At 62.2% G+C, this 13,637-nt stretch carries 16 protein-coding genes; 10 read left to right on the top strand and 6 right to left on the bottom strand.

Annotation, left to right across the window (positions count from 1 at the left end; genetic code table 11):
- Positions 1-2: 2 nt before the first annotated feature.
- The gene (locus tag MUY37_RS06570; RefSeq protein WP_499194557.1) at positions 3-668 is read right to left on the bottom strand and encodes an outer membrane protein; all 666 of its coding nucleotides are present in this window, start codon (positions 666-668) and stop codon (positions 3-5) included.
- 277 nt (positions 669-945) lie between these two features.
- Between MUY37_RS06570 and rlmN the strand changes: the two genes are divergently transcribed.
- The 7 genes from rlmN (at position 946) to MUY37_RS06535 (ending at position 6,229) form a co-directional block, all read left to right on the top strand.
- On the top strand, positions 946-2,196 hold the full coding sequence (gene rlmN / locus MUY37_RS06565) for a dual-specificity RNA methyltransferase RlmN (protein ID WP_499194556.1): 1,251 nt from the start codon (positions 946-948) through the stop codon (positions 2,194-2,196).
- Positions 2,196-2,804 (top strand): class I SAM-dependent methyltransferase, encoded by a 609-nt coding sequence (locus MUY37_RS06560; protein ID WP_499194555.1) that lies wholly within the window; start codon positions 2,196-2,198, stop codon positions 2,802-2,804. The genes rlmN and MUY37_RS06560 overlap by 1 nt, the downstream gene beginning before the upstream one ends.
- Positions 2,801-3,448 (top strand): MOSC domain-containing protein, encoded by a 648-nt coding sequence (locus MUY37_RS06555; protein WP_499194554.1) that lies wholly within the window; start codon positions 2,801-2,803, stop codon positions 3,446-3,448. Before MUY37_RS06560 ends, MUY37_RS06555 begins: the two co-directional genes overlap by 4 nt.
- A 120-nt stretch (positions 3,449-3,568) precedes the next feature.
- Positions 3,569-3,955: a glycine zipper 2TM domain-containing protein gene (locus MUY37_RS06550; RefSeq protein ID WP_499194553.1), complete on the top strand. Its 387-nt coding sequence runs from the start codon at positions 3,569-3,571 to the stop codon at positions 3,953-3,955.
- Between the two features lie 104 nt (positions 3,956-4,059).
- Entirely contained in the window at positions 4,060-4,830 is a 771-nt protein-coding gene (locus MUY37_RS06545; RefSeq protein ID WP_499194552.1) for an SDR family oxidoreductase, read from the top strand.
- Positions 4,827-5,492, top strand: a complete 666-nt coding sequence (locus MUY37_RS06540) for a cytochrome b/b6 domain-containing protein (protein ID WP_499194551.1) — start codon at positions 4,827-4,829, stop codon at positions 5,490-5,492. Before MUY37_RS06545 ends, MUY37_RS06540 begins: the two co-directional genes overlap by 4 nt.
- Entirely contained in the window at positions 5,489-6,229 is a 741-nt protein-coding gene (locus MUY37_RS06535; RefSeq protein WP_499194550.1) for a molybdopterin-dependent oxidoreductase, read from the top strand. The genes MUY37_RS06540 and MUY37_RS06535 overlap by 4 nt, the downstream gene beginning before the upstream one ends.
- On the opposite strand, the gene MUY37_RS06530 is transcribed toward MUY37_RS06535, so the two are convergent.
- The gene (locus MUY37_RS06530; protein ID WP_499194549.1) at positions 6,230-6,667 is read right to left on the bottom strand and encodes a DUF1801 domain-containing protein; all 438 of its coding nucleotides are present in this window, start codon (positions 6,665-6,667) and stop codon (positions 6,230-6,232) included.
- A gap of 84 nt (positions 6,668-6,751) precedes the next feature.
- Between MUY37_RS06530 and MUY37_RS06525 the strand changes: the two genes are divergently transcribed.
- The gene (locus MUY37_RS06525) at positions 6,752-8,047 is read left to right on the top strand and encodes a class I SAM-dependent methyltransferase (RefSeq protein ID WP_499194548.1); all 1,296 of its coding nucleotides are present in this window, start codon (positions 6,752-6,754) and stop codon (positions 8,045-8,047) included.
- A 116-nt stretch (positions 8,048-8,163) separates the two neighbouring features.
- Here MUY37_RS06525 and MUY37_RS06520 read toward each other — a convergent pair whose 3' ends face one another.
- The 3 genes from MUY37_RS06520 to MUY37_RS06510 all read right to left on the bottom strand — a co-directional run bounded on the left by MUY37_RS06520 (position 8,164) and on the right by MUY37_RS06510 (position 9,965).
- Positions 8,164-8,889 (bottom strand): helix-turn-helix domain-containing protein, encoded by a 726-nt coding sequence (locus MUY37_RS06520; protein ID WP_499194547.1) that lies wholly within the window; start codon positions 8,887-8,889, stop codon positions 8,164-8,166.
- 337 nt (positions 8,890-9,226) lie between these two features.
- Complete coding sequence (locus MUY37_RS06515) at positions 9,227-9,658, bottom strand: hypothetical protein (protein WP_499194546.1); 432 nt, start codon at positions 9,656-9,658, stop codon at positions 9,227-9,229.
- The gene (locus tag MUY37_RS06510) at positions 9,636-9,965 is read right to left on the bottom strand and encodes a hypothetical protein (RefSeq protein WP_499194545.1); all 330 of its coding nucleotides are present in this window, start codon (positions 9,963-9,965) and stop codon (positions 9,636-9,638) included. The genes MUY37_RS06515 and MUY37_RS06510 overlap by 23 nt, the downstream gene beginning before the upstream one ends.
- Positions 9,966-10,271: 306 nt before the next feature.
- Here MUY37_RS06510 and MUY37_RS06505 point away from each other — a divergent pair, with 306 nt between their 5' ends.
- Entirely contained in the window at positions 10,272-11,486 is a 1,215-nt protein-coding gene (locus MUY37_RS06505) for an argininosuccinate synthase (RefSeq protein WP_499194544.1), read from the top strand.
- Positions 11,487-12,441: 955 nt separating this feature from the next.
- Complete coding sequence (locus tag MUY37_RS06500) at positions 12,442-12,957, top strand: septal ring lytic transglycosylase RlpA family protein (RefSeq protein ID WP_499194543.1); 516 nt, start codon at positions 12,442-12,444, stop codon at positions 12,955-12,957.
- 44 nt (positions 12,958-13,001) lie between these two features.
- Here the strand turns inward: MUY37_RS06500 and MUY37_RS06495 are convergent, their stop codons facing one another.
- Positions 13,002-13,634, bottom strand: coding sequence for a response regulator transcription factor (locus tag MUY37_RS06495; RefSeq protein ID WP_499194542.1), 633 nt, complete (start codon positions 13,632-13,634; stop codon positions 13,002-13,004).
- Between the last annotated feature and the right edge of the window lie 3 nt (positions 13,635-13,637).

The following is a 13,637-nucleotide window of genomic DNA, read 5'->3' as shown; positions in this document are numbered from 1 at the left end:
GCTTAGAAGCGAACGCCAACGCCCGCCATGATCTGGTGACGGTCCAAATCGACGTCGAAACGGTCACTGTCGGGCAGCGTGCCATCGAAGTCCACTTCGCCTTCGGTGTAGTTCGAATAGCGATATTCGACGTTCATGAAGGTCCGCGGGTTGATGGCATATTCGATACCCGCACCGGCGCGCCAGCCATCGAGGTCGAAGCTTTCGCGGAACTCGCTGGTGCCGTCATTGGCGAGGATGTTGAGCTTGGCGTTGGTATAGCCGCCCTTGGCGTAGAGCAGCAGGTCCGGGGCGACCTTGGCACCGATGCGCGCACCGAGGAACAGATCGCGTCCCGCTTCGACTTCACCGAAGCCGAAACCTTCGAAATCGCCATTGTCGAATTCGGTCTTGGCTGTTGAATCGGTCAGTTCCGCCTCGAGCCCGATGACTGCGCCGCCGAGGTCGAAATCGTAACCGGCCTGCACACCGTAAACCAGGCCGTCGATCGACTGGTCGTTGTTGTCGTTGCCGTCGTCATCGACGCTGCTGCCGGCCTTCAGCGCATCGTAGCCGACCACGCCCTGGACGCGGAAGCCGTCGAAATTACCGTTGGCATCCTGCGCCAAAGCGGGTGTGGCAAAGGCGGCCATCGAACCGGCTACGAGCAGGGTTGAAATCTTCTTCATGTACGAACTCCGTTTGTTGACCTGCAGCTTTCATGCTGCATGGACTGGGAGAACGTCGCGAGATTGGAAACAGTTTCATTAACCTCAAACAACAGGATATTGTTGCAAATTGAACACATGTTGCGCGACGAAAAGGTGATTTTGGTAGACGAGGCGTTGGGAACGCGTTTCCCGAGGAAGATTTGCGTGGCTGAGGCGCGTCTGCGCGATGGGCGCTCGGCTCACGCGGCGCGTGCACTTTGCTTTCGGCGCAACAGGCCCTATATGCGCCGCTCCCATGGCCGATACGACACTCATGAGCATCCCCGGGCAGGTGGACCCGGTTCCCGTCGCGCGTGACATCACGCCGCGCGAAGATGGCCGTGTGGACCTGATCGGTCTGCCGAAAGACCGCATTCGCGAATTGTTCGCCGATGCGGGGCTAGACGCAAAGCAGGCAAAGCTGCGCGCCAAGCAGGTGTTCCACTGGCTCTATCATCGCGGCGTCACCGATTTCGCGGCGATGACCGATATCGCCAAGACCATGCGCCCCTGGCTGGCCGAGCGGTTCTACATCGGGCGGCCCGATATCGTCGAAGCCCAGCATTCGACCGATGGCACGCGCAAATGGTTGCTGCGCACCTCGGACGGCCACGACTTCGAAATGGTCTTCATCCCCGACGCGGATCGCGGCACGCTCTGCGTGTCGAGCCAGGTCGGCTGCACGCTCAACTGCCGTTTCTGCCACACCGGCACGATGAAGCTGGTGCGCAACCTCACGCCGGGCGAGATCGTCGGCCAGGTCATGCTGGCGCGCGACGCGCTGGGCGAATGGCCCAAGGGTTCGATGGCAGGTCTCGACGACGACGAAGACAGCGCGCACTATACCTCGGACGGTCGACTTCTCACCAATATCGTGATGATGGGCATGGGCGAGCCGCTCTACAATTTCGACAACGTCAAGGGCGCGCTGAAGCTCGTCATGGACGGCGACGGGCTTGCCCTGTCGAAGCGGCGGATCACCCTGTCGACCAGCGGCGTGGTGCCGATGATGGACCGCTGCGGCGAGGAGATCGGCGTGAACCTCGCCGTTTCGCTCCACGCGGTGACCAAGGAAATTCGCGACGAGATCGTCCCGCTGAACAAGAAGTACGGCATCGAGGAACTGCTCGAAGCCTGCGCCGCCTATCCGGGCGCGAGCAACGCGCGCCGCATCACTTTCGAATATGTGATGCTCAAGGACAAGAACGACAGCGACGAACACGCGCATGAATTGGTACGGCTGATCAAGCAATACAGGCTGCCTGCCAAGGTCAACCTCATCCCGTTCAACCCCTGGCCTGGCGCACCCTATGAATGTTCCACGCCGGAGCGGGTAAAACGCTTCTCGGAAATCGTCTTCGAGCACGGCATCAGCGCGCCCGTGCGCACACCGCGCGGGCGCGATATCGATGCCGCCTGTGGCCAGCTCAAGACTGCCGCCGAAAAGAAGAGCCGCGCACAGCGCGACCGCGAAGCTGCCGAAGCCGCAGACGCTGCCGCCTCCTGATGACCGACGAGGCGACCCTCGCCTGGTATGAGCGCGAGGCGCCCCATTACACGGCGAGCGGTACGCAGGGGCAGAGCCGCCATCTCGACGGTTTTCTCGACCGCCTGGCGCCAGGCGCTCACATCCTCGAACTGGGCTGCGGCGGCGGGCGCGATGCCGCCTATATCCGTGATCGCGGTTTCTCCATCGATGCAACCGACGGGACTGCCGCCATGGTCAGGAAAGCGAAGGAACGCCACAATATCGCGGCGCGCCAGATGCGCTTGGACGAACTCAACGCGGTGTTCGAATACGACGCCGTCTGGGCTCATGCGAGCCTGCTTCACTTGCCGCGCGCTGCATTGCCACCGGTTCTTTCGGCGATCCATCGCGCGCTGCGGCCGGGCGGTCTTCACTTCGCCAATTACAAGCTGTGCGACCATGCCCATCCCGGCGAGGGCCGCGACCTGCTGGGCCGCTGGACCAATCTCCCCTCTCCCGAATGGCTGGAAGAGGTCTACCGCGAAGCGGGCCTCACGATCCTGGCCAGCGAGCGCTATCCTGGCAAGGGCAGCGATGGCACGCAGCGGGACTGGCTCGCGCTTACTCTGCGCAAGGAGGATCGATGACCACCGAAGTGCTCGCCATCTGTGTCGGCCTGCCCAAGCCTTTCAACGGCGCCGAACTGAGCGCCATCGACAAGCAGCCCGTCGACGGGATCGCCCATATTCGCTCTTTCGGCATCGAAGGCGACATGGTCGCCGATACCAAAAACCATGGCGGGCCGGACATGGCAGTGCATCACTATCCGCGCGATCATTACGCGGGATGGAACGATTGGCTCGGCGGGCACGACTTGCTCTCCCGCCCCGCCGCTTTCGGAGAGAATATCCATGTCGAGGGGCTGACCGAAGAGGCAGTGCGGATCGGCGACCGCTTCCGTCTTGGCAGCGCCCTGCTCGAAGTCAGCCAGCCACGCCAGCCCTGCTGGAAGATCGACCATCGCTTCGGCCGCAAGGGTATGGTCGCGCGGATCGTCGCGCAGCACAATTGCGGCTGGTACTATCGCGTCATCGAGGAAGGCGACGCCAAGGCTGGTGACAGGCTGGAGCAAATCGAAACGGGCCACGAGGATTGGACCGTGGGGCGCCTGTTCGCGAAGCTCTTCGATCCGGCGCACAAGGCCACGCGCGAAGAACTCGAACAGATCACGGCACTCGAAAGACTCTGCCTGCCATGGCGTGATCGCGCCCGAAAAAAGCTCGATCGGTAGCAATTGGTCGCGCGTCTCAGCACGGCTCATCGCGAATTTCGGCGAACCGCTATCCGTTCAGCCAGTGTTGTAAATCGTCCGCGCAGGGTCGCGCTGGAGACAACCGAATGGGGACGCAACATGAAAAAACTCACTCTCGCATTCGCAGCGGGGACGCTTGCCCTTACCGGCATCGGCACCGCCGCACCGGCCGCCGCCGATCCGCCGAGCTGGGCTCCCGCTCACGGCAAACGCGCCAAGGACCGCGCGATCTACGACAGCCGCGGCTACTATGTCGAACCGCGCCGGATCAGCCGTGCCGACCGGATGTGGCGCGGTGACGACGGGCGCTATTACTGCAAGCGCGACAACGGCACGACCGGCCTCGTCATTGGCGCCGGCGTCGGCGCGCTGGCAGGCCATGAACTGGCCGGTCGCGGCGACAAGACGCTCGGCGCAATTCTGGGCGGCGCTGTCGGCGCAATCGTCGGTCGCGAAATCGACCGCGGTAGTTTGAAGTGCCGTTGACCCTCTGACGCAACCTGGAGGTTGCGAATGCGGCGCGCCGTCACCTTCCCCTCGGGTGGCGGCGCGCCTTTTCTTTGCACCGCATGGCGCTATGGTCGCAGGCAATGACCGACAGCAAGCCAGCGGTACTCGTAACGGGAGGGGCGAAGCGGATCGGCGCGGCGATCGCCCGCGCCTTCGGCAAGGCGGGATGGCATGTGGTCGTGCATTACGCTTCCTCGCGCGCGGAGGCCGAAGCTCTCGCGGAAGAGCTCCCCTCAGCAGAAACGGTGCGCTGTGATCTCGCGGACGGCGATGCGGCAGTCGCGATGGTCGAGGCCCTCGCCGGGCGACTCACGGATTGGCGCGCCCTCGTCAACTGCGCGGCGGTGTTCGACAATGATGCGGTAACCGCGCTCGATCCGGCGACGAACAGCCGTACGATGCAGATCAACGCCCGCAGCCCCGCCCGCATGGCGCAGACCTATCTCGCCCGTGCGAGTGCACGCGGCGGGCGTCGTGTGATCCACCTCACCGACCAGAAGCTCGCCAATCCCAATCCGGATTTCTTCAGCTACACGATGAGCAAGCACGCACTGGCATCGACCGTGCCGATGCTGGCCATGGGCGCGGCCCGCGCGCAAGACCGGGTCTATGCGCTCGCGCCGGGCGCGATCCTCGCCAGCCACGACCAGAGCGAGGAGGAGACCGAGATTTCCCACCGCATGAACCTGCTCGGCCGCAAGACCGGCCCCGAGGAAGTCGCCGATGCCGCGCTGTTCCTCGCACAGGGTCATCTCGCCAGCGGACAGACGCTTTATGTCGACAGCGGCCAGCACCTCCTCTCCCAGCCGCGCGACGTGATCTACCTCGCGCGCGAGCGAGCCGGGGCATGAAGCGCCACACGCTCAGCACCCGGCTGTGGCACTGGCTCAACCTCATCTGCGTCGTCGTGTTGTTCATGTCGGGCCTGACGATCTCGAACGCGCATCGCCGGCTCTATTGGGGCGATTGGGGCTTTGCCGCCGAACAGGCCTGGCTCACCGTGCCGCGCTTTCCCGACTGGACGACGATCCCCGGCTATTACAGCCTCGCCGTGGCGCGCGACTGGCATATCCTCATGGCCTGGCCCTTCGCGCTGGGCCTGCTGTTCATGTGGATCGTCATGCTCGCCAACCGCCACTTCAAACGCGACATCGCCACCAGCCGCAAGGAATGGAAGGCGGACGCGATCCGGCATGACATAGTCCAGCACCTCAAGCTGAATTTCGACCACGAAGGCGGTGAGTACAATTTCCTCCAGAAGCTCGCCTATGGCCTTGTGCTGGGCGTGTTTCTGCCGATGATGATCTTCACCGGAATCGCCATCAGCCCGGGCCTGGAACCGACATTCGGCTGGCTGGTCGAGCTGCTCGGCGGGCGGCAATCGGCGCGCAGCCTGCATTTCATCTTCGCCTTCGCCATCGCCGCCTTTTTCGTGGTGCATGTGGTGCTGGTGATCCTCGTCGGACCGATCCACCAGATACGCGACATGATTACCGGGGGGCGCGAGCGATGAAGCGCAGGAACTTCCTCGTGGCCGCAGGTGCAGCCTTCGTTGCGGGCTGTAACAAAATTGCAGATACCGGTGCGGGCAAGTCGCTGCTCGGCGCGGCGGAGAAATGGCACGAAACCGCGCACCGACTGCTGACGAACCGCGAGGCTCTCGCCCCTGAATATCCGCGCAGCGCGATCTCGCCCTATTTCCGCGGCAATGGCTCGACCGATCCGCAGAATGGCGACTATCCGCGCCACGCCGGGGAAGGCTTCGCCAATTGGCACCTCGAAGTTCGCGGCCTGGTCGAGAATCCGCTCAGCCTCAGCCTCGACAATATCCGCAAGCTGCCCCAGCGCACGCAGGTCACGCGCCACGATTGCGTCGAAGGGTGGAGCGCGATCGGCGAATGGACCGGGCCGCAGCTCTCGCTTCTGCTCGAGGCGGCGGGCCTGCGCGAAGAGGCGAAGTTCATCGTCTTCCGCTGCGCCGACAATCTCAACGGGCAAGACTATTACGAGAGCGTCGACCTGATCGACGCCTACCACCCGCAGACCATCGTCGCGCACAGCCTCAATGGCGAGCCGCTGCCCATCCGCAATGGCGCACCGCTGAGAATGCGGATCGAGCGGCAATTGGGCTACAAACACGCCAAATACCTTACCGCGATCGAGGCGGTCGCGAGCCTCGACGAGATCGGCAAAGGCCAGGGCGGCTATTGGGAAGACCGCGCCGGATATCAGTGGTATGCGGGCATCTGATCACTCGGGATAGAGGCGCGCCATTGCTTCCCAGTCGTTGCGCAGCAATTCCTCCAACACGTCCATATCCACATCGGCCAGCTTGTTGACATACAGGCAGCTTTTGCCGGTCTTGTATTTGCCCAGCCGCGCCAGCAATTCGTCGCGGCGCTGGCCCGTGGTCTCGTCGCAATAGCTGCCCATCAGATAGAGCGAATGCTTCGCCTTGCGCGGGCTGAAGCCGGTGCGCAGCCAATGCACCTTGCGCCCGCTGGCATAGGTGGTGCGGTAGCTCCCATAGCCGATAATGCTCGGCCCCCACATCCTGGGCTCCTCACCCGTTACCCGACGAAACAGCGCGTCGAGCACCTTCGCCTCCTCTCGCTTTCTTTCGGGCTCGACCGCGGCAAGAAAGTCGGCCGGATCGACATCGGTAATTTGCGTCTTGGCTTCGGCCACGGCTTTGCTCCTCCCTTCGATTGACTCCGTGCGAAGTGTGCCACAGTCTCGTCCCGGGGAAAACATAAGGGGAGAGGCGCGCCCATGTGGCTGCTCGACACATTCCTGAAGGCCGCGATCAGGCGCGGGCGGATGATCGTCACCGACCATGACGGCAAGACCTACGAATACGGCGCGCCCGAGGACGGCACACAGCCGCTGCGTATCCGCCTGACGCATCGCAAAGCGGCCAACCATATCGCACGCTATCCGCAGGTCGGCGCGGGCGAGGCCTTCATGTGGGGCTGGCTCGAGGTCGAGGAACCGCACGATATCCGTGACCTCGTCCTGTTCGTGACCAGGAACGCCAAGCGCGAGGCAGGCGCATCGCTCAAGCCCAAAGGCCCCTTGCGCAAGGCGGCGCAAAAACTGCTCGCAAAAGCCGACAGCGTGAACCTGCGCGGCAAGGCGCGCAAGAATGCCGAGCACACTTACAACCTCACCCGCGAGCTGTATGAGCGCTTCCTCGACGAGGACCGCCAGTACACCATGGCCTATTACCGCGAGGATCCGGAAACGACCTCGCTCGAGAAAGCGCAGCTCGACAAGAAGGCGCATCTCGCCGCCAAGATGTACATCCAACCGGGCCAACGCCTGCTCGATATCGGCTGCGGCTGGGGCGGCTTCGCGCTCTATCTCGCGCGCCATTACGATGTCGAGGTTATGGGCGTCGCGCTCGCCCCCGACCAGATCGCCTTCTGCAAGGAACGCGCCGAGGAAGCGGGCCTCGCCGACCGGGTGACGTTCAAGCTGATGGATTATCGCGACGTGCAAGGGACCTTCGACCGGATCAGCTCGGTCGGCCTGCTGGAACATGTCGGCACGCCGCATTACCCGCAATTCTACGAACACACCAACCGCCTGCTGAAGCCCGATGGCGTGATGATCAGCCATTGCTGCGGCCGCGCCGGCCCGCCGGGCTTCACCGACAAATGGACGCGCAAATACATCTTTCCCGGCGGCTATATCCCGGCCCTGTCCGAGCTCGTCACGCAGAGCGAGAAGCATGGCTGGCAGGTCATGGATGTGGAGGCGATGCGCTTTCATTACAGCCACACGCTGGAGGAATGGTACAAACGCACCGTGCTGCACCAGCGCGAGATCACCGAGCTTTACGACGAACGCTTCTACCGCATGTGGCTGTTCTACCTCGCCGGGGCCGAACAGAGCTTCCGCCACGGCAATATGGTCAATTGGCAGATCCAGTATGTGAAAGATCGCGCCGCCATCCCGATGACGCGCGAATATATCGAGGCCGAAAGCGCCCGGCTGCGCGCGGCGGATGAGGGCAAGGTGCCGCGCTGGCATCTCGACCCGGCCTTGCGCGAAGCGGCGGAATAGCGCGCTGCGCCAGGGTTTCTGTGTAGGTTACACAAGGTGACGGGGGTGTCCGGCTTTTCCTACAGGTCATCGCATTGAAATTGCAGACGATGTTGGAGACCGGGTGACACATCCGGTCAATATTCCCATTCGCCGCCGTCATCCTTTTCCTGCTCGCCGCCCTCGTCCTCCGCATCGTCCGCAGACCAGCGGGCCTCCTCCTCCGCTTCCAGCCGGAGCAGGTGATGCTCGCTTTCGTCGACCCCGAAATGGTCGGGTCCGGTCTCGACCCGCTCCAGCAATCCGCGAAAGTCGGTCGAAGGATAGGCGCTGCCCGGATAGACCGCAGGCAGCTCTGCGGGGGCAGGCGTCGGCATGGCCAGCAGCGCAAGCGTGAGGCGCTCGTCGAACTTGCGCGAGGTGCCGACCAGCTCGCCCCCGGCATAATGCGGCACCTCCACGCCTTCGATCGCACGTTCCAGCGCCGCGCGGTAGAGGCTGTGGCGCGCGCTGGCATAGGCTGCGTCCCAGGCCCGGCCGAAGGGCTGTTCGCGCAACCGCTGGCGTAGGCGATAGGCCGACTGGCGGCTCATCCCCACCCGCCGCGCCGCCTCGGCCACCGAATGGGTTTCCGCCAGCGCCACAAGGAAATCGACCTGCCGCGCCCTGGTCCAGCGTGGCCCGCGTTTACCCGTGGCGGCGCGCTTGCGCTTAACCGCAGGCAAGGCCGCCTGCGCCGCAGCGAGGACGGGCAGTGACAACCCGGCGGCGAGATTGTCAGACGGCTCGCCGGGCGCACCCTCGGCACGCGGCGCGGCAAGTGGTGGCTGTGCGGGCGGAATACGGGGCGGCTTCTTGCTCATCGCATAGCTTAAGGCACAGATGGGGGTGTGTAGGAAAGGGAGTGTTCGGAGGTATTAACGGTGGGACCGACTATCGACCATTTGCTGGCCTAAACAAAAACGGGCGGCATTGGCGCCTCGCACTGGCTTTGCACAAGGCGGTAGAGCCGCATGGAGGTATTGGAACAGTAAAATTCTGATCCAAAAGTGTATGCCACTTGTACGAGATTCCCATTCAGATGCCTCGGAGGGAATGAGTAGCCTAGCGGATATGCCTGCAAGCAAGTTATCAACAAGATTGAACGATATTAGATATTTTTTTGATTCAACAAGGCTGTTAAATCAACCAAACCCCGTTTTACTGGCTGGCGTTAGATTCTTTCGGAATTTTCTCAGTAAACTCAGACTCATGTCGAGTTTCCAATTTCCCAATGCCAATCCTTACCTCGCCAATTTGATTTGAAACGCCATCTATTTTGTCCGATATGCGATCATAACGAGTATCAATTTCCGAAGACAAAGAAAGGTAAATTCCTACCAGGGCACTCAGACCACTGAGAAAAATGATGCCAAGCGCCCAATTTAAAAATGAAATGTTCTTCTTAATCCCGCCCAGATCGGACGATAGTGAATGGATGCCACCGCCGTCACCAGACCCACTACCGAAAGAAGAATTTATCGGAGGCTGTGGCGCTGCTTCCGCCCGGTAAGGATTACCGTTCAAATCTACTATATCCGTAGAAATTGGCTGCGGATTTTTGGGTGGACTACTTTTTCGAGGATTGGTCAACTTCGCGACCCTCCTCATCGAAGTACTCGGAGATCTCATTGAGATACTTCACGGTATTTCGATACCCTTCAATTGGCATCACTATATTCGCCACATGGCGCGTTTTTAACCCAGGATGAGGTGCATCAGCAGCTTCAGCCACTGTTTCAACGAGGTGGACTCTAACAGTGGAGCCGAAGCGAGTCGCGAAGATTACCCCATCGGCATAGATCGTCGGAGCCCTAGCAGCCGAGGTGATAATGGGAGCTTCGACTCCATCCTCAGTCGTTGGGTGCGTTACGCCGTCAAATTCGGGTTGATCTACCATTTCTTAAATCTCCGATCACCGTGATCTTCTTTCCGGGTACTTCATTTGGAGTCAATCAGACAACTCAAGATGAAATGCAGAAATACTAGGCCTGATTCCAGCTCTTACCAGCCCACCCCAAACGCTAGATCAACCTGCTTTCGATCTGCACGGCTCAATCGGAAAGCACGCGCCCTGCCCTTCACGCACCACGAGACCATAAGCGCCGCTATTGCTTCACGCCTTCCCCCCCACCAAGCTCTTCCTGATTGCCACCGCGCCCCCACCCCTGCTAGCGGCGCGGCCAAGTCAACAAAGGTGCCCGCAATGTCCGATATCAAGCGTGTCGTCCTCGCCTATTCCGGCGGCCTCGATACTTCCGTCATCGCCAAGTGGCTCGAAGTGGAGCGCGGGCTGGAGGTGGTCACCTTCACCGCCGATCTCGGACAGGGCGAGGAGATCGAACCCGCGCGCGAAAAGGCCCGGGCGATGGGCATTCCGGACAAGCACATCTTCATCGAGGACCTGCGCGAGGAATTCGTGCGCGATTTCGTCTTCCCGATGATGCGCGCCAACGCCCGCTACGAAGGCGACTATCTGCTCGGCACCAGCATCGCGCGCCCGCTGATCTCCAAGCGCCTCGTCGAGATCGCGCACGAGACCGGCGCGGACGCCATCGCGCACGGCGCGACCGGCAAGGGCAACGACCAGGTGCGTTTCGAGCTGTCGGCCTATGCGCTCGATCCGGACATCAAGGTGATCGCCCCGTGGCGCGAATGGGACCTGACGAGCCGCACCGCGCTGATCGCCTGGGCCGAGGCGCACCAGATCGCCGTGCCCAAGGACAAGCGCGGCGAGAGCCCCTTCTCCACCGATGCGAACCTGCTGCACACCTCGTCGGAAGGGAAAGTGCTCGAAGATCCGTGGGAGGAGACACCGGACTATGTCTACTCGCGCACCGATCATCCCGAGGATGCGCCCGACACGCCCGAATATATCGAGATTGCGTTCGAGCGGGGCGACGGCGTTGCGCTGAATGGCGAAGCGATGAGCCCTGCCACGCTGCTGACCGCGCTCAACGAGCTGGGTCGCAAGCACGGCATCGGCCGCCTCGATCTGGTCGAGAACCGCTTCGTCGGCATGAAAAGCCGCGGCATGTACGAAACCCCCGGCGGCGAGATCTACGCCCGCGCGCATCGCGGGATCGAGCAGATCACGCTCGATCGCGGCGCGGCGCATCTCAAGGACGAGCTGATGCCGCGCTATGCCGAGCTGGTCTATAACGGCCTGTGGTTCAGCCCCGAGCGCGAGATGCTGCAGGCGGCGGTGAACCTCAGCCAGGAGAAGGTTTCAGGTACGGTCCGGCTCAAGCTCTACAAGGGCAATGCGAGTGTCGTGGGCCGCAAGTCGGACAACTCGCTCTATTCCGAAGCGCATGTGACCTTCGAGGATGATGCGGGCGCTTACGACCAGAAAGACGCCGAAGGCTTCATCAAGCTGAACGCGTTGCGCCTGCGCCTGCTCGCCAGACGCGACCGTTAGTTGCGCCGCAACAAGGTTTTGCGGCGCAATATTGCGCCTGCAACAAAGATCGCGTTCGTAATTTGCGATGAAGCGTTGACTTTTCCACCCCCCTCCACAGCGGAATCGGGGGATGGTGGAAAAGTCGGGCTTTGTCGGCTGGACGAATCGCCCGATCGGGCGCAGCTTGAAGGCATCGGAACGGCGAGGATCTTCCACCGGATAGATGGCTTAACGGCCTGAAATAACGGAGAAAATCCAGACCGGAAAGACATGGGAGACGCTGTCCATGTGTTTTCCGAGACCGGCATGGGGAAGACTTCGGTCGGACGCAAGCGGGTCGATGACGAAACGCAACGTACGTCTTTCATGGATCGGACCAACCCGGTCGGATGCCGAGGAGGTATCGCATGGAAAAGGTCTTCGGACCGGATCGGCGATGCAGCCGCTTGAGGTTCGGCCATTGACGGAAAGTTCGATCGCGGCACCGCCTGTCGAAGGCCAGTCCGGAACGAAAAGCGAGGGCCTTTATGGCCTGGCGCACTCGACCGGATAAGTCGGAGGGTGGAGCCGGATGCCGGTGCGAGCGCCGGTGACAGAACCGGATGCGGCATCTTCGGATGCAGCGGAAGGGAAAACGTCGGATGCCAAGTTCCTGCGCGTTTCATTCAGTTGGCGGGCATGACCACGCATCGGTGAGAGTGGGGTCGGCAGCGATGTCGGCCCCATTTGCTCGTCGGGATCGCATGCGGCTCCATACCGGGTTCGTCTGGCGATCCGGTGGGCTGGACTATCCCGCCCCTTTTCCTGCCTTTCCAGAACCGCTTTCCCGCATGTCCGGAATAGTTTGGGCCGGAGGACAAACGATCCCGATCCGCGATGACCTGTGGCGCGAATGGGGCGGGCACCGCCGCTGTTAAAGACTCTCGCCGCAACCTTCAGTATAGCCATCGAAACCGAACGGGAGGTCCACACGATGGCCAATCGCGCGTTTCACAGCATGCTTTTCCTTGCCATCCTGGCCGTGCCGGCAACGGCGGCCCAGCCTGAAGAAAACGTCCGGCAGAACCTGCCCCGGGCGGAGTTCGATGCAAGTTTCGCCAGCTTCGAGGCCTTGCCGCCCGCGCCCGAACCCGCCGCCCATGTCGTGGATCTGAATGCTATCGATGCGCCTGTAGAAATGCCCCCCGCAGCACGGTCCATCGGCAGCGGCATCGCCTCCTATTACGGCAAGCGCTTTCACGGCCGCCGGACCGCCAATGGCGAACGCTTCGATATGCACGGGATGACCGCAGCCCACCGCACCCTGCCCTTCGGCACAATGGTGGCGGTGACCAATCCGCGCAACGGCAAGACGGTCACCGTGCGGATCAACGATCGCGGCCCCTTCGCCCCTGGCCGCGCAATCGATCTGAGCCGCGCTGCCGCGACCGAACTCGGCCTGATCCGACGCGGGCATGGGCGGGTCGAACTCGCCGTCCTCGACCGTTAGGCGGCAGAGGCCGCCCGAAAGCGGCGCGCCGTTTCGCTTCGCCCCTAAAGCGCCAGTTCGCGCTGTTCGTCGGGCAGTCTGGTCCCTTCGAACCGGGCTTCGACCGAAAGACGTACCGCCGCGGCGACATTGCGCACGCCCAGCTTGTTCAACACATTGGCGCGGTGCAGCTCGACCGTGCGCGGGCTGATCCCCAGCGTGCGGGCGACTTCCTTGCTCGAAAAGCCTTCACACACCCCGGTCAGAACCTCACGCTCGCGCGGCGAAAGCTGGCCGATTTTCTGCTTGGCCCGGGCCTGCTCGATCGTCGCGGTCGAATTCTGCCATTTCCGCGCCAGAATATTCGTAAGGCTGCGCTGCAGTCGCTCATCGGGCGTGGGCCATTCGAAATAGCCCGCGGCACCGCCGCTGAGGACATCCATGATGTGAGAAATGCTGGCTTTCTTCGAATAGGCAACCAGGGGATAGAACCGCCCAGCCTGGCGCAGATCCCGCATCGCCCGGGTGAGTTGAAGGCCATGATCGTGGACCAGAACCCAGGCTTCTTCCGGCCAGCGACCGCCCAGATCGTCGAGACTGTCGGCGGGCACCACGTACCCGATCTTGCCGAGAGCCATGGTGAGTTCATTGCGGCTGCGATAGTCGTTGTCGACGACAATGAACGTGTTTTCCTGCATAAG

Origin of the sequence: Qipengyuania sp. ABI-127-1, from assembly GCA_022953095.1 — a bacterium.
Lineage (GTDB): Bacteria > Pseudomonadota > Alphaproteobacteria > Sphingomonadales > Sphingomonadaceae > Qipengyuania.
This window is presented reverse-complemented; position numbering and strand designations above follow the sequence as displayed.